This is a genomic window from Wenzhouxiangella marina, from assembly GCF_001187785.1.
Taxonomy (GTDB): domain Bacteria; phylum Pseudomonadota; class Gammaproteobacteria; order Xanthomonadales; family Wenzhouxiangellaceae; genus Wenzhouxiangella; species Wenzhouxiangella marina.
Genome location: NZ_CP012154.1, coordinates 3547602 through 3568296, shown reverse-complemented (window position 1 = coordinate 3568296; position 20695 = coordinate 3547602). Strand labels below are relative to the sequence as shown.

Sequence of the window (20695 nt, the reverse complement as noted above, 5' to 3'; positions counted from 1 at the left end):
CTCGGTCGCCCCTTTCTCGTTCTGCATCGGACGCGGCTGGAGTCCGGGCGCCGGCAAGAATTTCGAGGCGCCGGGTCTCAGTCGTCCCAGCGGGGTGACAGGGCGCCTGGCGCGCAGATCCTCAAGTCCTTCTGCAGTCCCGCGATCCGGGCTCGATCGTCTTCGTCCAGTGCGAAATCGAACAGCTCGATGTTCGCCCGGGCGTGGTGAATGCTGGAGGTGGCGGGGATCGCTGCCACGCGGTCCTGTTCGACCAGCCAGCGGAGCGCGACCTGCGCCGCGGTCTTGCCGTAACGAGAGCCGATTTCCCAGAGCACCGGATCATTGACCGTACGCGCCTTGGCCAGCGGCATGTAGGCCGTGAGCACGAGATTGTGCCGCGCCAGCACCCGCCGGAGCCGCTCCTGCCCCAGGTAGACGTGGTACTCGACCTGGTTGGTGGCCAGTTGACCCTCTCCGCAGAAGGCGACGGCCTGCTCGGTCTGGTCGATATTGAAATTGCTGATGCCGATGTGACGCGTCAGGCCGTCGGCGCGGGTGCGCATCAGGGCATCCAGGCTCGGGGCCATGCCATGCTGGCCGAACACGGGCCAATGGAGCAGCAGCAGATCGACGTGGTCGAGCCGTAAGCGCTTCAGGCTCTCGTGAACCGAGCGGATCAGATCGTCCGGGGCAAAGCGGTCGACCCAGACCTTGGTGGTCACGAACAGATCCTCACGCGCGATGCCGGATGCGGCCAGGACCTCGCCCACGGCGGCTTCATTGCCGTAGATCTGCGCGGTGTCGATGTGCCGGTAACCCAGTTCCAGGGCGCGCGGGAGGATGTCGCGAAGCGTGTCCGGCGTCAGCTCGAAGGTGCCGAAGCCGAGCGCGGGCATGTCCAGATTGTTTCCGGCGATGGGTGGCACATCGGCCTTCATGAACGCTCCCCGGGCACTGCGTGACACAAGCTGACCAGTGTACGCAAATCGGCTCCGGCAAGCCATCCGGATCGACCACGGTTTCAGGCCTGGCCGGCTTCACTCAGATAGCGGTTCTTGAGGCGGACGTAGTGAGCGGCCGAATAGCGCAGCATCTCCAACTCCTTCTCGCTGAGTCGGCGGACCGCCTCGACAGGCCGTCCTCGATACAGCCAGCCGGACTCCAGGCGTTTGCCGGGGCTGACGAGACTGCCGGCGGCGAGCATGACGTCGGCTTCGATCACAGCGCCGTCGAGCACCAGGGCGCCCATGCCGATCAGGCAGCGGTCGCCGATCGTGCAGGCGTGCAGGATCGCTCCGTGTCCGACCGTGATGTCCTCGCCCAGGATCAGGGGCAGTCCGCCCGGGCTGTGGGGCCCGTCATGGGTGACGTGGGCGATCGTTCCGTCCTGGATGTTGCTCCGGGCACCCACCTCGATCCGATTGACGTCACCCCGCAGGACGGTGCCGGGCCAGATCGAGACGTCGTCACCCAGCCTCACCTCGCCGATGACCGTGGCCGCCGGGTCGATCCAGACCCCGTTTCCGAGCTCCGGATGCCTGCCATCGAAGGATCGAATCAAATCATTTGTGTCCATGCGGTTACCGTGTTATGCACATGCCGAGCGCCTGACGGGGAAACAGGGGTTTAGCGCGCCAGTCGTTATGACGACGACAAAAAAGACCAACAAGTTATTGATATTATTGGATTATGTAGAGTGTCAAATTTTTGACCATTCCGTTACGGGCCCAAAGCTGACGGGCGTTCGGGGCAGTATTTCTCATGCCTTCCACAACCTTATCCACAGGCTCTGTGGACAAGCAGCAACGCATGGCCCCAGCCCACACCGTTACAATAGCGCTTTGCCCGACGGATTTGGCAGCACATGCGCGCGCACATCATCGAACTGGTGGCTCAGGCCCTGGGTTATCTCAAGCGGGACGGCGATCTGGACATCGATCCGGCCATGGACATCCAGGTCGAACAGACCCGTGATCCGTCCCATGGCGATTACGCCTGCAACATCGCCCTGATCCTGGCCAAGCCGCTCAAGCGCAAGCCGCGTGAGATCGCCGAGCTGATCCAGGCCAAACTGCCCACGTCCAAGCGAGTGGCCAGGGTCGAGATCGCTGGCCCCGGTTTTCTCAATTTCTTCGCCAGCGGGCACTACCTCAAGGTGGTCCTGCGCGAAGTGCTGGCCCAGGGCGACGGCTACGGGCTCCAGGAGCCGGGCAGCCGCCCGGATGTGCTGGCCGAGTACGTCAGTGCCAACCCGACCGGGCCGCTGCACGTGGGTCACGGTCGCGGCGCGGCCTACGGCGCCAGCCTGTCGGCGATCCTGCGGGCCGCCGGTCATCGCGTGCACCGCGAGTACTACGTCAACGACCATGGCCGGCAGATGGACATCCTCGCCGTGTCGGTCTGGCTGCGCTACCTGGAACTGGCCGGCGAGCAGGTGCCGTTTCCCGCCAACGGCTACCGCGGTGACTACATCTACGACATCGCCCGGGAAGTCCGCAGCCGGCATGGCGATGATCTGCGCCATACCGCGCACCAGGTCACCGAAGGCCTGCCCGGCGATGGTGAGGAGGGTGACCCGGAGAAATACATCGACGCCCTGATCCAGCGCGCCCGGGATCTGCTGGGCGAAGCAGGTTATGAGGCCTGCTTCAATGCAGCACTTGAAACCATGGTGACCGACATCCGGGAGGATCTGGATGAATTCGGCGTGCGCTTCGAACGCTGGTATTCGGAACGCTCCCTGGAGACCTCCGGTGCCCTGGCTCGCGCCATCGAGCGTCTCGATGCGGCCGGCTGGCTCTACGAGAAGGACGGCGCGAAGTGGTTCAAGGCCACCGAGCTGGGTGACGACAAGGATCGGGTCGTGGTGCGCGAGAACGGTCGCACGACCTATTTCGCATCCGACCTGGCCTACCTGCTCGACAAGCTCGAGCGCTGCTCGGGCACGGCCCTGTACATCTTCGGCGCCGACCACCATGGCTATGTGCCGCGACTGAAGGCCGCCGCGCGGGGCCTGGGCGAGGACCCGGAGCGGCTGGAGTTCCAGCTGGTCCAGTTTGCCGTGCTGTTCCGCGGCGGCAAGAAGGTCCAGATGTCGACCCGCTCGGGCAGCTTCGTCACCTTGCGCGAGCTGCGCGAAGAAGTCGGCAACGATGCCGCGCGCTACTTCTACGTGATGCGCTCGCACGAGCAGCACCTGGACTTCGATCTGGATCTGGCGACCTCCCGAGCGAACGAGAACCCGGTCTACTACATCCAGTACGCGCATGCGCGCATCATGAGCGTGTTCCGTCAGCTCGACGGTCGCGGCCTGCGCCACAACCAGGCCATCGGCGAGGCGGCGATCAGCAAGCTGAACAGCCCGCACGAAGAGGCGCTGATTCGCACGCTCGGACGCTATCCCGAGCTGATCGAGACGGCCGCCCGGCGCCGGGCGCCGCACATGCTCGCGCATTTCCTGCACGAGCTGGCCTCGGAGTTCCACGCCTGGTACAACAATTCCCAGTTCCTGGTCGATGACGATGACGTGCGCAATGCCCGTCTGAATCTCGTCGCCGCTACCGGTCAGGTGCTTCGCAATGGTCTGAAACTCATCGGCGTGAGCGCACCGGAGGAAATGTAATGGCGCGCCGCCAGGCACGACGCAGCAAGGCCAAGTCTTCCGGCAACCACGGCTTCCTGAGCTTCGGCGCCGGCCTGATCTGTGGCCTGGGGCTCGCCACCGTGGCCTGGCTGGGTGGCTACCTGCCTTCGGGCGACGACACGCCGCCGGGCCTGCCCGATGGCCACGACGAGCCGCCGATCGCCCAGAGCGAGGACAGCGGTCGTTCGCGCCAGTACGACTTCTTCACGGTGCTGCCCGAGATCGAGGTCGTCGTGCCGCAGCGCGAAATCGAGGAGCGCGCTCGTGAGCGAGAGGACAGCGGGAGCAGCAACGGGCCCTACATGCTGCAGGTCGGCTCCTTCCGATCCCGGGACGATGCCGAAGCTCTGCGCGCCCGTCTGACCCTGCTGGGCCTGGACGCGGCGATCCAGAGCGTGACCGTCAACGACTCCACCTGGCACCGCGTCCGGGTCGGGCCCTATGACAGCGCGCGCGAAGCCGACGGCGCTCGTCGTCGCCTGCTCGAGAACGGCCACGAGGCCATGGTCCTGACCGGCGAGTAGTTCGGTGTCCGCTCCCGCCCAGGCTCGCCTACCGGCCCTGGTCCTGCCCGGTGGCGGGGCGCGCGGGGCCTATCAGGTGGGGGTGCTGCGCGCCCTCGGCGAGATTCTCGAAGACCAGGCCACGCCGTTTCCGGTCATCACGGGCATTTCCGCCGGCGCCATCAATGCCGGCGTGATGGCCAGCTACGCCGACGATTTCCGCCTTGGGGCCGAACGTCTGGCGCATTTCTGGGGCCACCTGAGCTGCGACCAGGTCTACCGCACCGGCTGGTTGCACAATCTGGGCACCGGACTGCACTGGCTGGCGGCGATGACCCTCGGCGGTCTCGGCGTGGCCAATCCGAAGTCCCTGTTCGACAACCAGCCCCTGGCCGAGTTGCTGGAGCGCGAGCTTCGCCCCGAGGCGATCGAGGCCTGCGTGGCCTCCGGGGCCCTCAAGGCCCTGATGATCACCACCTCGGGCTACTCGACCAACCGGGCCATCACCTTCTTTCAGGCCGATCCGCGGGTGCCGGGCTGGCAGCTTCCGCGACGCATCGGTCAGCCGGCAGCCATCGACCACAACCATCTGCTGGCCTCGACGGCCTTGCCCCTGCTGTTCCCGGCCCGCCGCATCGGCCATGAATTCCATGGCGATGGCGGCCTGCGTCAGACCGCGCCGTTGGGTCCCGCCCTGCAGATGGGCGCGGATCGCCTGGTCATCATCGGCACGCGCGACGAAGTCCAGGACCCGGAGCCGACCCGACTCCAGGCCTACCCTGGCCTGGGCGACATCGGCGGCTACCTGCTCGATATCATTTTCATGGACCACCTGAGCGCCGACCTGGATCGCCTCGAGCGCACCAATCGCATGCTCGAACAATGGCCCGGCGACTGCCCGCCACCCGAGGGCCTCCGGCGCGTCGACTCGGTCTACATCCGTCCCTCCCAGGACCTGCGCGAAGTCGGCCAGCGCCACGCGCATCGCATTCCCGCCAGCGTCAAGACCCTGCTCCGCGGCATCGGCGCCTGGGGCAGCGGCCGCATGGCCGGCTTCCTGCTGTTCGAGGCAGAGTTCTGCCGCGAGCTGATGGCGCTCGGGTATCGGGATGGAATGGCGGCGGAAGAGCAGATTCGGGTGCTGATGGGCGAGGATTGATTGTTGGGTTGACGCTGGCCCGACCAACATCGACCCAATGTATCGAACCCCCCGTAGGTCGGGCCCACACGCGTGGCCGCCCTGCATCAAGGCGCTTCTTGCCTGCGGCAAACCGCACCTTGCCTCCGGGCTACGCTCCCGACGGTCCATACATCCGACATCTCCGCCAACCCGACGGAGGTATGTCGCAGGCATTCGCGGAATGCCCGACACACGCATATCGCGGGCATCGCCGGCCACTCCAAGGTCGATGGTTTCCGGTCACCATGGGCCTGATGCAAACGCGGGCCTGATCGTCGATTCGAGCGGGGGCTCCGATCGGTTTCGGATGTTGGTGCCGATATCCGTGTGTCGGATTCTCGGTGGAGTTTGCGGCATCTCGCCGTCGGGTTGATGGAGACGGCTGGGGCATGGACCGTCGGGGTCGTGGCCCCGACCTACGCAGGGCCCCGTTCCGGCAAGGTCGATCATGGGGTTGGCAATGGCATCCGGCAATCCGGGTTGCCTCCGTTCGGCATCGAGGCGACCGTAGGTCGGCCCCACGCGGCCGACGGTCCATGTATCCGGCATCCCCGTCAATCCGACGGCGCAATCTTGCAGCCTTCGCGAAGAACCCGACGCACGCATATCGCAGGCATCGCCGGCCAACCTGATGCCGATCGTGTCCCAACACGCTGCGCCAGATGAATACGCGGTATTGATCGTCGAATCGAGCGGGGGCTCCGTTCGGTTTCATGTGATGGCCGGGAAATCCGTGTGTCGGATTTTCGGTGGAGTTTGCGGCATCTCGTAGTCGGGTTGATGGAGATGGCTGGGGCATGGACCGTCGGGGTCGTGGCCCCGACCTACGCAGGGCCCCGTTCCGGCAAGGTCGATCATGGGGTTGGCAATGGCATCCGGCAATCCGGGTTGCCTCCGTTCGGCATCGAGGCGACCGTAGGTCGGCCCCACGCGGCCGACGGTCCATGTATCCGGCATCCCCGTCAATCCGACGGCGCAATCTTGCAGCCTTCGCGAAGAACCCGACGCACGCATATCGCAGGCATCGCCGGCCAACCTGATGCCGATCGTGTCCCAACACGCTGCGCCAGATGAATACGCGGTATTGATCGTCGAATCGAGCGGGGGCTCCGTTCGGTTTCATGTGATGGCCGGGAAATCCGTGTGTCGGATTCTCGGTGGAGTTTGCGGCATCTCGTAGTCGGGTTGATGGAGATGGCTGGGGCATGGACCGTCGGGGTCGTGGCCCCGACCTACGCAGGGCCCCGTTCCGGCAAGGTCGATCATGGGGTTGGCAATGGCATCCGGCAATCCGGGTTGCCTCCGTTCGGTATCGAGGCGACCGTAGGTCGGCCCCACGCGGCCGACGGTCCATGCATCCGACATCTCCGTCAACCCGACGGCGCAATCTTGCAGCCTTCGCGAAGAACCCGACGCACGCATATCGCAGGCATCGCCGGCCAACCTGATGCCGATCGTGTCCCAACACGCTGCGCCAGATGAATACGCGGTATTGATCGTCGAATCGAGCGGGGGCTCCGTTCGGTTTCATGTGATGGCCGGGAAATCCGTGTGTCGGATTTTCGGTGGGGTTTGTGGCATCTCGTAGTCGGGTTGATGGAGACGGCTGGGGCATGGACCGTCGGGGTCGTGGCCCCGACCTACGCAGGGCTCCGTTCCGGCAAGGTCGATCATGGGGTTGGCATTGGCATCCGGCAATCCGGGTTGCCTCCGTTCGGCATCGAGGCGACCGTAGGTCGGCCCCACGCGGCCGACGGTCCATGTATCCGGCATCCCCGTCAATCCGACGGCGCAATCTTGCAGCCTTCGCGAAGAACCCGACGCACGCATATCGCAGGCATCGTTGGGCAGGCGCTGACCGATCGATGCCCCAGCCATCTCCACCAACCCGACGGCTCAATGTTCCAGAACCCCCGTAGAATCCGATGCACGCCTGTTGCGGCCATTGCCGGCAATGCGACGCCAGTCCCACCGGTCTGAATCAATTCAAATGACCAGATGAGAAAAGGCCGGAGCGAACCCCGGCCTTTTAGGTCTCCTCGATATTCAGGGGGGCTTACGGCGCGCCATCCTCGAAGCGATCCTGGAAGATCGGGTCGCCCGGGGGCGTGTCGCCGTTGAAGACGAGAATCTGACCCGTGCTGCTGACGCCGACGTAGAGGTTGCCCGCTTCATCCTCGCCGAAGCCGATCGGGTTGGAGAAGGCCTGACCGAACAACTCGCTGGTAAAGGTGCCCGGGCCGGTTTCGCTAGCGAACCAGACGCGGCTGGAGCAGAAATCGGCGTAGACGTAATAGCCCTGCATCGAGGTCACGGGGCCACGGTACCGGTAGCCACCGGTGATCGAGCATTCGCCGGCGTTGTGGTTGTACTCCAGCACGGGCGGGGTGTGGCCGGGCAGGGTGCAGGTGGTGGACTGGCTGCCGCGCACGTAGGTGCCCTCGCAGATCTTCCAGCCGTAGTTCCGACCGCCCGGGGTTCCCGCGGGTTCGAAGTCGACTTCTTCCCAGTTGTTCTGGCCCACGTCGGCGATCCACATATCACCGGTGTCGCGGTCGAAGCTGAATCGGAAGGGGTTGCGCAGGCCGTAGCTCCAGACTTCGCCGCAGCGATTGGCCTGGCCGACGAAGGGGTTGTCGGCTGGGATGGCGTACTCGGCCGAGCCATCGGGATTGGCCGCGCAGAGGTTGTTGGCGCCGGCCGGCGTGGTGTTGTCGACGTCGATGCGGATCATCTTGCCGAGCAGCCACGGGTTTTCTCCAGTGCGACAGCCAGGGCCCGCAGGGGGTGTGGTTGCGGGATCGAGAGTCTGGCCGCGGTTGCAGGGGTCGTTGCCGCTACCGCCGTCACCCATGCCGATGTAGAGGTAGCCGTCGGGCCCGAAGTGGAGGTCGCCGCCATTGTGGTTGCTGAAGTCCTGGGCCACGACCAGAATCTGCCGTCGCGAGGCCGGGTCGATCACGTTCGGATCGCCCGCCGAGACCTGGTACTCGGCGATCACCGTGTCGCCATCGGGCACGCCGGCGATGTTGTCGGCCGAATGGTTGATGTAGATCAGGCCATTGCTGGCGTAGTTCGGATGAAAGGCCAGTCCCAGAAGCCCGCGTTCCCCATTGGTGAAGGTCAGCGAGTCGACATTGAGAAAAGGCGTGGCGAGCACGTTGTCGCTGGCATCGACGATCCGGATCTGTCCGTTGAGCTGCACCACGAATTTGCGGTCGCTGCCGTCGCCAGCGTGACGAATGGCCACGGGGCCGGGGAAGCTGGCGCCGCCGAAAGCGGTGTCAAGGGTGATGTCGCCGGGAATCTGGGCGAGACCCAGGGCGGGCAGGCTCAGGGCGAGAAGGGCGATCAGCTGTTTCGGACTCATATCGGGTGCTCTGTGTCGGTTCGGCCCCCTTGCCGGCCGTATGGTACCCCAAGGCGACAGGGCCGGCCAGATGCGCTAACCTTGAGCGGATTTTCAAGGGGCCGCCGGGACGGGCGGTCGAGCCGGGACTGTCGAGGGATTCGCCATGCTAGAACTCATCACCGCCGCCAACAGCTTCGTCAACGGCATCGTCTGGGGGCCTACCTTCATGGTCCTGCTGGTCGGTACCGGCATTTACCTGACGATCCGCCTGGGCTTCTTCCAGTTCCGACACCTCGGTCACGCCTGGAAACACAGCTTCGGCCGCCTGTTCTCGAGGGAGATCGACACCGATGACGGCGCGATCAGCCCCTTCCAGGCGGTGACCTCGGCGATGGCGGCGACGATCGGCGTGGGTAACATCGCCGGTGTCGCGACGGCCATCGCCGTCGGCGGGCCCGGCGCGATCTTCTGGATGTGGATGGTGGCCCTGGTCGGCATGGCGACCAAGATGGCCGAGGCCACCCTCGGCATGAAGTACCGCCACGTCGACGCCGATGGCCACGTCTCCGGCGGGGTGTTCTACTACATCGAGAAAGGCCTTGGGCCGAACTGGAAGTGGCTGGCCGTGATCTACGCCTTCCTGGCCGGCCTGGCCGCCTTCGGCATCGGCAACATGGTCCAGTCCAACACCATGGCGCAGGCGCTGGAAACGGGCTTCGGCCTGCCGCCCTGGGTGACGGGTTTCGCCCTGGTGGTGCTGGTCGGGGTCGTGACCCTGGGTGGCATCAGCCGCATCGCCGTGACCGCCGAGAAGGTCGTGCCGATCATGGCCGTGGCCTATCTGATCGGCGCCCTGGTCATCCTGGCGATGAACTACACGGAAATCCCCGGCGCCCTGAAGCTGATCGTCAGCAGTGCCTTCAGCCCGGCACCGGCGGTCGGCGGCTTTGCCGGGGCCAGCGTCGCCATGGCGATCCGCTACGGTATCGCCCGCGGCATCTTCTCCAACGAAGCCGGCCTGGGCTCGGCCTCGATCGTTCACGCCCAGGCGCGCAATATCCCCTTTCGTCAGGGCTTCTGGGGCGTGTGGGAAGTGTTCATCGACACCCTGGTCGTGTGCACCATGACCGCGCTCGTGATCCTGGTGACCGGGGTGGTGGACACGGGCTTGAACGGCGCGGATCTGACCAGCGCCGCCTTCTCCACGGGTCTGCCGGGGCCGGGCGGTTACGTCATCATCGTCGCCATCGCCTTCTTTGCCTACACGACCATGCTGACCTGGAACTTCTACGGCGAGAAGAGCTGGGAGTACCTGTTCGGTCGCAAGGTGGTCGTGCCCTACCGCCTGATCTTCCTGGTGTTCGTCTTTCTCGGTGCGGTCGGAGCGCTTGAGCTGGTCTGGGACGTCGCCGACACCTTCAATGGCCTGATGGCCGCACCGAACCTGATCGCCCTGGTGCTGCTCGGCGGCGTGATGGCGAAGGAGAAGATGGACTACTTCAACCAGCTGCGCGACCAGGTCAAGCCGGTCGAGTAGCTGGTGCCAGGAGCCTGACGGCTGGAGATCACTGAGTTCTCCGGTCGTCGGGGTCGTGGCCCCGACCTACGCAGGGCTCCGTTCCGGCAAGGTCGATCATGGGGTTGGCAATGGCATCCGGCAATCCGGGTTGCGCCCGTTCGGTATCGAGGCGACCGTAGGTCGGGGCCACACGCGTGGCCGCCCTGCATCAAGGCGCTTCTTGCCTGCGGCAAACCGCACCTTGCCTCCGGGCTACGCTCCCGACGGTCCATGCATCCGACATCTCCGCCAACCCGACGGCGGTATCTCGCAGCCTTCGCGGAATACCCGACACACGCATTTCGCAGGCATCACTGGCCACCCGACGGCCGATGGTTTCCGATCACGATGGGCGCGATGCAAACGCGGTGCTGATCGTCGAATCGAGCGGGGGCTTCGATCGGTTTCGGTTGATTGTGGCGGTATCCGTGTGTCGGATTCTCGGTGGGGTTTGCGGGATCTCGCAGTCGACTTGATGGAGATGGCTGGGGCATGGACCGTCGGGCGCGTGGGCCCGACCTACGGTGTTCGCGGTCGTTTGCGTGCGGTGGGGTCCGATTCAGCCCTGCGGCTGGTCGAGTTCGATCGGCGTGTCCCGGATTGCTTCCTGCTCGTTCAGCGTTGGCATTCGGGCCAGCTGGACGAGGGCCTGGTGCAGGTACTCCTGCAGGGACTGCCCTCGTCGGATTGCACGGGCCTCCAGCGTCGCCAGGACGGTCTCTGGCAGATTGTGAATTTGAATGCTCTGGTTCATGGGCCGACTATCGCACGCTGAGCGTCGGCCCGCCTGTGCCGAAAGACCTGGGCCCCGATGGCTTGCTGAGCATCACGTTGAACGCTTTTCTTCGTGTGCTTCGTGCCTTGGTGGTGAAACCGGCCCTTCCGATCGCGGTCGTCAGAAGACGCCCCGCACCTGCAGGGTGAACTGACGGTTTCTGGTGCGATCGCGCAGCTCGCGGAAGGCCAGGGGAGCGGAATCGCGGGGGCCGTCGAAGACCTGCCGGTCGCGATCGGTGGTTTCCCGGAACAGGTCGTTGACGCCCAGGCGGATGCGCAGATTGTCGAAGGCGCGGGATTCGACGTAGGTCTCGAAGTCCCAGACGCTCTCGAAGCGATCGATCTCGTCGAGGCCGTAGCGCGTGTAGCCGCCGTACAGGCCGATGTTCATGCCCCAGCCAAGCTTGTTGCGGGGCAGGTCCTGGCGGAACTCCAGGCGCCCGGTCCAGCCGCGCTCGCCCGACAGTTCGCGGGTCCGTCGGGTCAGTGGGTCCTTGACGCCGGAGGCCTGCCATCGACCGTTCACGTCCAGGCGTCCGCCGGTGATGCCCAGGGCCTGCAGGGGAAAGGTGGCTTCACCCCGAATGCCATAACGATGGCCGTTGCCGATATTGCCCGGGACCTCCAATCCGTCCCGGAGCGGCAGCACATCCTGGACATCGTCGATCCAGTCGTGGAAGGCGGTCAGGCTGATCAGGCCGATGCGGTTGAAGCGATGCTCGACGCTCAGGTCCATCGTCCAGGTTCTTGCCGGCCCGAGGTTCGGGTTGCCCAGTGACAGTTCGTCATCGCCCAGGTCGGCGGCGCTGACGAAGTCGGAGAAATTCAGCTGGCTGACCTGGCGCAGCAGGCGGCCGCGCAGCACCGTGCTCTCGCTCGGTGGATAGCTCACGGTCAGGCTGGGCTTCCAGAAGAAGAAGGACCGCTTCTCCGAGAAGCCGCCGGTCTGTTGGATCTCCGAGGCTTCAGCGGCCAGCTCCGCATCGACCGAGACATCGCCGACGGAAAAGGAACTGGCGATCGAGAAGTCCAGCCGTTCCTCTTCCACCCGTGTGCGGGCGCCGGGCACGTCCACGGGTTCCAGGCCGCTCTCGCCGAGTCGCTGCAGTTCGAAGTCGCTGTCCAGGGCGTTCTGCGCCAGCTCGATCGAAGCTTCGAACAGCTGCTCGGCGAAACCCGAGTAGTCCAGTTCGAGTCTGAGAATCCGCTCGGTTTCGAGCTGGTCGGTGGCGGTCGTGATGATGCGCTCACCGGGCTGTTCCGGCTCGCCCCGGTCGATGTCGCTGCGGCGCTGCTTGTCGTCGCGCCGATACAGGGCGATGAGCTTGGCGTTGAAGTCGTCGCCGAAACCGCGCTCCGCGTCGACGCCGACTTCCATGGACTCGTCCTGGTTGTCGTTGCGCTGCAGCAACAGGAATGCGTCCTGATCGAGGGGCTGGCGCAGGGAGGTCTCGCCGCCCTGTTCGTCCTTCTGTTCGTATTGAACATTGACGCCATAGCGAGTGCTGCGGCCATCATAGGTGGCGTTGGCGGTCAGGCCGAAGTCATCGTCGGTCTCGCGGTACTGCTCGTCGCGTTGCTCGAGGATCGCGCCCGAGGCATCCAGCACCGGTTCGGCGGCATCGAGAATCGAGCGGCGACGGCTCGCGCTGGCGCCCAGCGTATAGCGCAGTCCGCCGAGGCGGTCGGAATAGCTGACCGAGCCCGAGGGCAGCAGGCCCAGATCGGGATGCGGCGTGGCGGCGCTCAGGGACCAGGCGCCGGTCGCCCCGCCATCGCGTCGGATCACATCCGCGATCACGCTCTGGCCGCGAAGGTCCGAGCCGCCCGTCTGTCCGCGCAGCACGATGATGCGCTCCACGTCCGCCGCCGGGATCTTCGACAGCAGTTCCGAGGGTGATTCGCTCTTGGCCGACACGCGCTCGCCGTTGATGAGGATGTTGCCCGCGGCGCCACCGAAGCCCCGCGCGCCGCTGTTGCCATTGTCGAGGTTGAAGCCGGGCAGATTGTTGACCATGTCCAGCGCCGTGACCGGGGCATAGGGGTCGAAGAAGCGTGCTTCGTAGCTCGTCTCGCAGGCGTTGCCGGTGCACTCGGGGAGGGGCGCGTCGATTTCGAAAGGATGCTGGGCCCGAGCCGCCGGGACGGTTCCGAGGCAGAGCAGGCACAGCAGGCCGGTGACGATGGAAGACGCGTGTCGCATGAAACAGTCGATTCTTGTGGGTTGGCCGGCGCCCTGGCGCTGCGTGCCCGAAGGCACCTACACCGACCCCGCCGCGGCCAATAGGTTCGACCTGGTTTTCGAAACTGTGCAGTCGATCACTGAATTCGCGAAGCATGGACCTTGGACCGAAGGCCCCGTAGGTCGGCCCCACGTGGCCGACGGACCATGCATCCGAAATCTCCACCAACCCGACGGCGCAATCTTGCAGCCATCGCGGACAACCCGACACACGCATATCGCAGGCATCGCCGGCCAACCTACGGCCGATGGTGTTCGATCACCATGCGTCAGATGGAAGCACGGCATCGATTGTCGAATCGAGCGGGGGCTCCGTTCGGTTTCAGGTGATGGCCGGGATATCCGTGCGTCGCGTTCTCGGTGGGGTTTGCGGCATCTCGCCGTCGAGTTGTTGGAGATGGCTGGGGCATGGACCGTCGGGGTCGTGGCCCCGACCTACGCAGGGCTTCGATCGGGCATGGTCGTCCCTGGGGTTGGCATTGGCATCGGGCAATCCGGGTTGCCTTCGTTCGGCATCGAGGCGACCGTAGGTCGGGCCAGCGCAGGCTGGAGGTGTGGTGCGATTGGCCGCAGGCCAGAAGCGCCACAACGGAGGCCGGCCGCGCGTGCGCCCGACGGACCATGTATCCGGCATCTCCGTCAATCCGACGGCGTAATCTGGCCGCCTTCGCGAAGAACCCGACGCACGCATATCGCAGGCATCCCCGGCCAGCCTACGGCCGATGGTGTTCGATCACCATGCGTCAGATGGAAGCACGGTATCGATTGTCGAATCGAGCGCATGGCTTCGACCGGTCGATATCGATAGCGAGTTGGGCCACGGCATCAGGTTGCCCGGGGGGCGGCTCCGGGATCGAGTGACCCGGAAACCGGAAACCGGAAGCCAGAAATCAAAAAAGGCCCGGGAAGTCCCGGGCCTTTTCGGTTTGCCTTGCGCTCCGCCGATATCAGGGCGGAGGAATCACTTCGAAGCGGTCGTCGAAGATCTCGTTGCCCATGGCCTGTTCGCAGACCTGCACCTTGAGATCATCGATGAACCAGCCATCACGACCCACGGAGGAGTCGGTGACCATGCGGAAGCGGAACTGCACCGTCTCGCCGGCCCAGGCCGACAGGTCCACGACCGAGTTCAGCCAGTCCTGCGGATCGCCGCACCAGCCCAACTCGCCACCGGCCGGGTTGCTCCAGGAGGTGGAGATCGGCCCGTTGTACGGGTCGGTCTGCAGCGCCGCATCCGGCACCTGGGTCCAGTTGGTTCCACCGTCGATCGACACGTGCAGCTGGCCGGCATCGAAGCAGGCCGTCGCGCTCTGGTCTTCGATGACCTGGCGGTTCCAGAACTGCAGGGTCGGGGTGATCGCCGCGGCCGGAATCGCGACCGCGGGTGAAATCAGCCACTGATCGGAGACCGAGGGCACGTCGACCGCGTTCCAGGCACCGGTGCCGGTGTTGACCACGCCGCTCTGGATCGCCCAGGTACTGCCCGTGCCACCCGTCGTCCAGTCCTCGACGCCGGCTTCGAAACCGGTGCTGTAGAGCACGTTCGGCGAGGTGCCGATGCCACAGTCACCGGGCAGGGCTTCGGTCGAGAAGCTGACCGAGCCGGACCAGGCGCCGTCGCCACAGTCGTTGCTGCCGCGCACGCGGACGTAGTAGGTGCTGTTGGAATCGAGCAGGCTGCCGACATCATGCGTGGTCGTGGCTTCGGAGGCGCTGTAGACCACGTTCGTGAAGCCCGGGTCCGTGGCGATCTCGATCTGATAACCGACGACGCCCGAAACGGCGTTCCAGCTGATGGTCGGCGTGATGCTCACGCCGACCGCGCCGTCGACCGGCGCCGTGATGGCAGCGGCGCTCGGTGCGGCATCGGCCAGGATCAGGCTCATCGTTTCCTGGCGAGATTCCGAGGTCGAATTGCCGTCCAGGTTGAAGGTGTAGTTGCCAGCGCCGACAGCGGCCAGGTTGCTGAGCGTCATCGTGCTGCTGCCCGGCGGGGTGACCGGATTGGCCGAGAAGGCGCTGTTCAGACCGGCGGGCGTGCCGCTGGTCGAGAGCGTCACGGCCTCGGCGAACTCGCCGAACTGGGCCACGGTGATGGTCACGTCGATGTCCGCGAAGCCGCACTGCGACAGGCTGGTCGTGGCCGGCTCCAGTCCGAAGCCATCGCTGCCGAGGGCGTCGATGACCAGGGTGCCGGTGTTGTTCGGATCGAGCCAGTCGCGCAGGCGGGTGCTCGAGCTGCCGCCGCCTTCCCAGGACACGGCCATGCGACCGTACCAGTCCGGGTCGTCGTTGCCGCACGCGGCGAAGCCGCCGTGCAGCTGGCCGATCACGCGGCCTTCCGGACTGAACAGAGGCGAGCCCGAGGAGCCCGGCTCGGTGGTGCCCAGATCCCAGTCGGCGACGCGGATATGCGTCGTCCCGGTGCCCGTGTCGTCGAGGTAGGCGCTGATCGTGGTCGGGTCGTTCTCGAAGCTGATGCGCTTCTCGTCCGTGCTCGGGTGGTGGACGGCGATGGCGCCGGTCGTGGTCGACAGATCGCGCGCATCCCAGCCCGCGTAGGCCACGTTCCAGGTCGGATCGGGCTGGGCATCCAGCTCGACCAGGGTGAAGTCCGAGGCGCCTTGCGCGGCACGGAAGGTCGAGCCGGTGACGAACTGAGTCAGGGTGCCGTCACCCGCGCCGCCGGAGGCCGGAGAGCCAGGCGGCCGACAGGTCGAGTTCTGGTAGTTCCAGTAGGTGACCAGTGACGGCGCGTTGCCGGCATTGATGGAGCAGTGGTTGGCCGTCATGAAGAACGGGGTGCCATCGTTCTCGACGTTGTTGACCATGAATCCGGTGCAGAAGGTGCTGCCGCCGGTCGAGATCACGGCCACGGAATTGATCTGCGTCTGCCAGGGATCGCCCTCGGGGCAGACCACGTCGACGTTGCAGGAGCCCGAGCGCGGCGTGGCGGTCTCGAAGAAGCCGCGGTAGCCGTAGTTGATCGAACCGATCTCGAGTTCGACCTGGCCGCGCAGTTCAGCGGGGACCTGCAGCTCCAGGACCATGGTGTCGCCTTCGATCAGCGGCGTCCAGAGTTCACCGTGCGGCTTGTTGTCGGCGGCCGTGAACGGACGGATCCGGTACTTGCCGCTCTCGCTGAACAGGTGCAGCTCTGCACCTTCCGGCAGGCGATAGCGGCTGAAGGCCAGGTTGATCGAGCGCGCGTCGGGCGCATGGATGCGCTGGCGCCAGACCTCGACGCCGTTGCGCGCGGCCTCCCAGCGTCCGCTGGTGGCGGCATTGATCGCGACCGGGTACGGAATGGCGAAGCGCGGGGCCACGCCGGGTTGTGTTTCGCGCAGGGCGTCCTCGGCCAGCAGAGCCTGTCGATCCAGGGCATCGAGCCGGGTGACGGGGACGGTGGACAGTGCGCTGACCTGATCGCTGAAGCTCAGCGGATCGGCCGCCAGCACGGCGCTGGACAGCAGCAGTGCAGCAAGCAGTGAAAGTATCGTTCGAGACATGGATTTCCCTCGTGGTGGATTCAGTATCGACCGATGGCCGGGCGCACGACGAGGACGCGATGGTTCAGGGGAAACACCGATCCAGACCGTGACTCCCCCAAGCCATGGATTCGATCCAGACCGCCGATGGTAATTCAGCGGTGGCAGGCTTTCCAGTCCGCCTGGATCAGTGCTTGCGCCGGATCAGGGCCGAGATGTCGCGCCCGCTTTCGCCGCCATCGACCAGCTGCTGGTAGTCGGGCAGCGCCAGGTCGAGGACGCCGGAGCGGAAATCGACCTCGCTGCAGAGCGCCGCGCAGATCTTCAGATCCTTCAGCAGCAGGGCCGGCGCGAAGCCGACCTCGAACTCGTCGGCCAGCATCGTGCGGCCGCGCTTGTCGAGGAACCAGTTGCCCGCGGCACCGCCGCCGAGGAGCTCGAGCATGGCGTCGCGCGGCAGATCCAGTTTCTCCATCAGGGCCAGGGACTCGCAGACCGCCTCGGCGATGCCGGCGACCATCATCTGGTTGACGGCCTTGGCCGACTGGCCGGCACCGCTGTGGCCCAGGTGATGATGGACGCGGGCGTAGGCCTCGATGAATGGGACGGCGGCATGGTAGTGGTCCCAGTCGCCGCCGGCCATCACGGCCAGACGGCCCTGAATGGCCCCCTCGACGCCGCCTGTGACGGGGGCATCGACGAAGCCCACGCCGAGTTCGGCCAGTTGTTTCGACTGCTCGCGCGCGGCGGCCGGACTGACGGTGGAATGGTCGATCACGACCTGGCCCGGGCGCAGGCCCGGGCGCATGGCCTCGATCACTTCGGCCAGGTCCTCGTCGGCGGAGACGCAGAGTGCGATCAGATCAACGGCGGCGGCCAGCTCGGCGGGAGTCTCGGCGATTGCCACTCCTTCATGCTGCCCGGCAAAGGCCCGGGCCTTCTCCTCGCTGCGATTCCAGACCTGGCGCAGATGACCGCCGGCGTGCAGGTGGCCGGCCATCGGCCAGCCCATGGCGCCCAGGCCGATCCAGCCGATGGTCCGCGGCTCGTCGGAGGCATTGCTGCGCGGCTCGTCGCTCATGTTCAGGACTCCAGGTAGGTGTAGGCCGACAGGCCTTCGGTGAGCAGACGCTCCAGGCGCTCGGCCTCCTCGGTGCCGAGCTTCGCGGCGGCGACGCGCGCCCGGCAGGCGGTCATCAGGGCGCGCGCATCGTAGCCGACCAGGCCGAGCACGACATCGGCGGTATCGCCTGAGCGGGCATTGTCGAGGCGGAAGCCGTCACCGTCCTGCCACACGTCCACGCTGTCCGTGTCCCCGAACAGGTTATGGATGTCGCCCAGGGTTTCCTGATAGGCGCCGGTCATGAACAGGCCCAGCAGGTACTGCTCACCGGGCTGGATCGGGTGCACCGGCAGGGTCGGCTCGAGCAGGCCGCGCTCCACGTAGTGATCGATGCGTCCGTCCGAGTCGCAGGTCAGGTCCTCGAGCACGGCGCGTTCCGTCGGGGTTTCGTTCAGGCGATTGAGGGGCACGATCGGGAAGACCTGGTCGATGGCCCAGATGTCCGGCAGGCTCTGGAAGATCGACAGGTTGATGAAGTACTTGGCCGAGCGCTGATAGCGGATCTTCTCGGCCAGTTCGCGGTGGCGGCGGTGTTCCGGGTCGAGCTGGCTGCTCAGGCGCTCGAGGATGGCGTGGTAGAGCGGCTCCAGGCGCGCCCGATCCTTGAGCGAGAGGTCGCCGTAGAGAAACAGGTTGCGGCCTTCCTCCAGCAGGTGCTCGGCCTCCATGAAGCTCTCTTCGGGCCCGCGCTCGCCGGCCAGCTCGTAGACCTCGTGGAGGCTCCGGATCAACGTGTGTTCCTCCTCGGCCAGCGCGTCCACCCGGGCCGAGGGCTTTTCCGTTTCCGTGACGTTGGTGATCAGTACGGCGTGGTGCGCGGTCAGGGCGCGGCCGGATTCGGAAATCAGGTCGGGCATGGCGATGCCGCGTTCGCGACATAGTTCGGCGATGCCGGCGACGATGGCATAAGCGTAGGACTTGACCGAGTAGTTCATCGAGCAGTAGCTGCGCGTGCCGCCGCCTTCGTAGTCCACACCCAGGCCGCCGCCGATGTCGAGGAGGCGGATGTCGACGCCGGCCGCGACCAGTTCGACCAGATAACGTCCGGCCTCGCGCACGCCGCGCTGGATATCGCGCAGGTTGGACAACTGCGAACCCATGTGGAAATGCAGCAGGCCGAGCCAGTCGAGGCAGTCGCTGTCGCGCATCGATTCGATCAGCTCCAGCACCTGGCTGGCGGTCAGGCCGAACTTGGCCCGCTCGCCGCCCGTGTTCTGCCAGTTGCCGCTGCCCAGGGAGGACAGGCGCAGGCGCACACCGACCATGGGTTGGATGTCGAGGCGACGCGCTTCGCGCTCGATCAGGGCCCATTCGCCGGGCTTCTCGATCACGATGATGGGCTTGAGTCCGAGCCGCTCTCCGCTCAATGCGAGGCGGATGTAGGCCGCGTCCTTGTAGCCGTTGCAGATGATCCGCGTACCGGGTCGGGCCAGGGCCAGGGCGGCGATCAGCTCGGGCTTGCTGCCGACCTCCAGGCCCAGGCCGTCGACGCCGGCCAGGGTCCGCACGACGGTGGCCTGCTGATTGACCTTGATCGGGTAGACGGCAGTGTAGCGGCCATCGTAGCCGACCTCCTCGATGGCCTCGTCGAAGGCCTCGATCAGCTGGCGGGCCCGGCCGACGAGGATCTGCGGGAAGCGGATCAGCAAGGGCAGGCGCAAGCCCTGCTGACGCGCCTGCTCGGCGATTTCGTCGAGGACGATCGGCGGCGATTCGTCGGCGCCGGGGCGGGCGCAGAGCCGGCCCTTTTCATCGACATCGAAGAAGCCCTCCGACCAGCGGTCGATCGAATAGCGCTTGCGGGCGGATTGCACGGGGTCGTCGCTCATCGTCGGGCGGGTCCGTTCGGTCAGGGTCATGGCTGCTGATTGTAACGCCTTGGATTGCGCTACCATGCCCAACGCTGACTCATCGTCTTACAAGGAATCGAGGCATGCTGCCCGCCAACGAGAAGTGGTTCACGGAAGTTCATCAGGACGCCGGCTCGGCCTGGTCCCTGGCCATCGAGACCCGGCTGGCCCACGAGGTCACCGATTACCAGACCATCGAGGTCTACCAGACCCGCGACTGGGGCAATCTGATGGTCATCGACGGCTTCGTCATGCTGAGCACGCGCGACAACTTCCTCTATCACGAGATGCTGACCCATCCCGCCCTGTTCTCGCACCCGGATCCGAAGCGCGTGCTGATCATCGGCGGCGGCGACTGCGGCACCCTGTCCGAAGTGCTTCGCCATCAAGGGGTCGAGCGCTGCACCCAGGTCGAGATCGACGAGCAGGTCACCCGTCTGGCCGAGAAGTTCTTCCCCGAGCTCTGTGCACGCAATGATGACCCGCGTGCCGAGCTGCTGTTCGACGACGGCCTGGCTCACATCAAGAACCAGCCCGAAGGCAGCCTGGACCTGATCATCGTCGATTCCACCGACCCGATCGGGCCGGCCGAAGGCCTGTTCGGGCCGGGCTTCGTCAAGGACTGCTACCGGGCCCTGGCGGAGGGCGGCATCTTTGTCCAGCAGAGCGAGTCGCCGCTGCTGCACAAGGACCTGATCGCCGGCATTCGCGACAACATGGGCCAGGCCGGCTTCTCCGACATCAAGACCCTGGGCTTCCCGCAGCCCTGCTACCCCTCGGGCTGGTGGTCGGCGAGCCAGGCGCGCAAGGGCGGGACGATCGAGGCGGCCGATCCGGCCCGCTTCGAGGCCAGCGGCATCGAGACCCGCTACTACAACCCCGAGGTCCATCGCGGCGCCCTGTCCACACAGCTCTGAGCCCGGCGACTGACGGGGGGGCTGCGCCACCCCGCCTATCGCTGGCGTGTATCGGTGGCTTGGGAGTATGATTCGAGGAC

The 20695-nt window shown here is 65.8% G+C and carries 13 protein-coding genes; 5 read left to right on the top strand and 8 right to left on the bottom strand.

Annotated features, from left to right (window positions below):
• Positions 1–77 precede the first annotated feature (77 nt).
• Together WM2015_RS14970 and WM2015_RS14965 are read right to left on the bottom strand one after the other, a co-directional pair.
• Complete coding sequence (locus WM2015_RS14970; RefSeq protein WP_049726817.1) at positions 78–920, bottom strand: aldo/keto reductase; 843 nt, start codon at positions 918–920, stop codon at positions 78–80.
• Positions 921–1003: 83 nt separating this feature from the next.
• The gene (locus WM2015_RS14965) at positions 1004–1558 is read right to left on the bottom strand and encodes a gamma carbonic anhydrase family protein (RefSeq protein WP_049726816.1); all 555 of its coding nucleotides are present in this window, start codon (positions 1556–1558) and stop codon (positions 1004–1006) included.
• 288 nt (positions 1559–1846) lie between these two features.
• On the opposite strand from WM2015_RS14965, the gene argS reads away from it, so the two are divergent.
• The 3 genes from argS to WM2015_RS14950 are packed head-to-tail and all read left to right on the top strand — an operon-like array spanning position 1847 to position 5287.
• Positions 1847–3604, top strand: a complete 1758-nt coding sequence (gene argS, locus WM2015_RS14960) for an arginine--tRNA ligase (RefSeq protein ID WP_049726815.1) — start codon at positions 1847–1849, stop codon at positions 3602–3604.
• On the top strand, positions 3604–4149 hold the full coding sequence (locus tag WM2015_RS14955; RefSeq protein WP_049726814.1) for an SPOR domain-containing protein: 546 nt from the start codon (positions 3604–3606) through the stop codon (positions 4147–4149). The genes argS and WM2015_RS14955 overlap by 1 nt, the downstream gene beginning before the upstream one ends.
• A gap of 4 nt (positions 4150–4153) precedes the next feature.
• Positions 4154–5287, top strand: a complete 1134-nt coding sequence (locus tag WM2015_RS14950; RefSeq protein ID WP_049726813.1) for a patatin-like phospholipase family protein — start codon at positions 4154–4156, stop codon at positions 5285–5287.
• A gap of 2077 nt (positions 5288–7364) precedes the next feature.
• Here WM2015_RS14950 and WM2015_RS14945 read toward each other — a convergent pair.
• Positions 7365–8678 carry a PQQ-dependent sugar dehydrogenase gene (locus tag WM2015_RS14945; protein WP_049726812.1) on the bottom strand — a complete coding sequence of 438 codons (1314 nt, stop codon included), beginning with the start codon at positions 8676–8678 and terminating at the stop codon, positions 7365–7367.
• Between the two features lie 145 nt (positions 8679–8823).
• Here WM2015_RS14945 and WM2015_RS14940 point away from each other — a divergent pair, with 145 nt between their 5' ends.
• A complete protein-coding gene (locus tag WM2015_RS14940) occupies positions 8824–10197 on the top strand; it encodes an alanine/glycine:cation symporter family protein (protein WP_049726811.1) in 1374 nt (457 codons plus the stop codon).
• A 580-nt stretch (positions 10198–10777) separates the two neighbouring features.
• On the opposite strand, the gene WM2015_RS14935 is transcribed toward WM2015_RS14940, so the two are convergent.
• The 5 genes from WM2015_RS14935 to speA form a co-directional block, all read right to left on the bottom strand.
• Positions 10778–10972, bottom strand: a complete 195-nt coding sequence (locus tag WM2015_RS14935; RefSeq protein ID WP_049726810.1) for a FitA-like ribbon-helix-helix domain-containing protein — start codon at positions 10970–10972, stop codon at positions 10778–10780.
• A gap of 141 nt (positions 10973–11113) precedes the next feature.
• The gene (locus WM2015_RS14930; protein WP_049726809.1) at positions 11114–13198 is read right to left on the bottom strand and encodes a TonB-dependent receptor plug domain-containing protein; all 2085 of its coding nucleotides are present in this window, start codon (positions 13196–13198) and stop codon (positions 11114–11116) included.
• Between the two features lie 986 nt (positions 13199–14184).
• A complete protein-coding gene (locus WM2015_RS14925) occupies positions 14185–16746 on the bottom strand; it encodes a trypsin-like peptidase domain-containing protein (RefSeq protein ID WP_049726808.1) in 2562 nt (853 codons plus the stop codon).
• Positions 16747–16912: 166 nt separating this feature from the next.
• Complete coding sequence (locus tag WM2015_RS14920; RefSeq protein WP_049726807.1) at positions 16913–17806, bottom strand: NAD(P)-dependent oxidoreductase; 894 nt, start codon at positions 17804–17806, stop codon at positions 16913–16915.
• Positions 17807–17808: 2 nt separating this feature from the next.
• Entirely contained in the window at positions 17809–19707 is a 1899-nt protein-coding gene (gene speA, locus WM2015_RS14915; protein WP_245609784.1) for a biosynthetic arginine decarboxylase, read from the bottom strand.
• Positions 19708–19781: 74 nt separating this feature from the next.
• On the opposite strand from speA, the gene speE reads away from it, so the two are divergent.
• Positions 19782–20615 (top strand): polyamine aminopropyltransferase, encoded by an 834-nt coding sequence (gene speE / locus WM2015_RS14910; RefSeq protein WP_049726806.1) that lies wholly within the window; start codon positions 19782–19784, stop codon positions 20613–20615.
• The last annotated feature ends 80 nt before the right edge of the window (positions 20616–20695 follow it).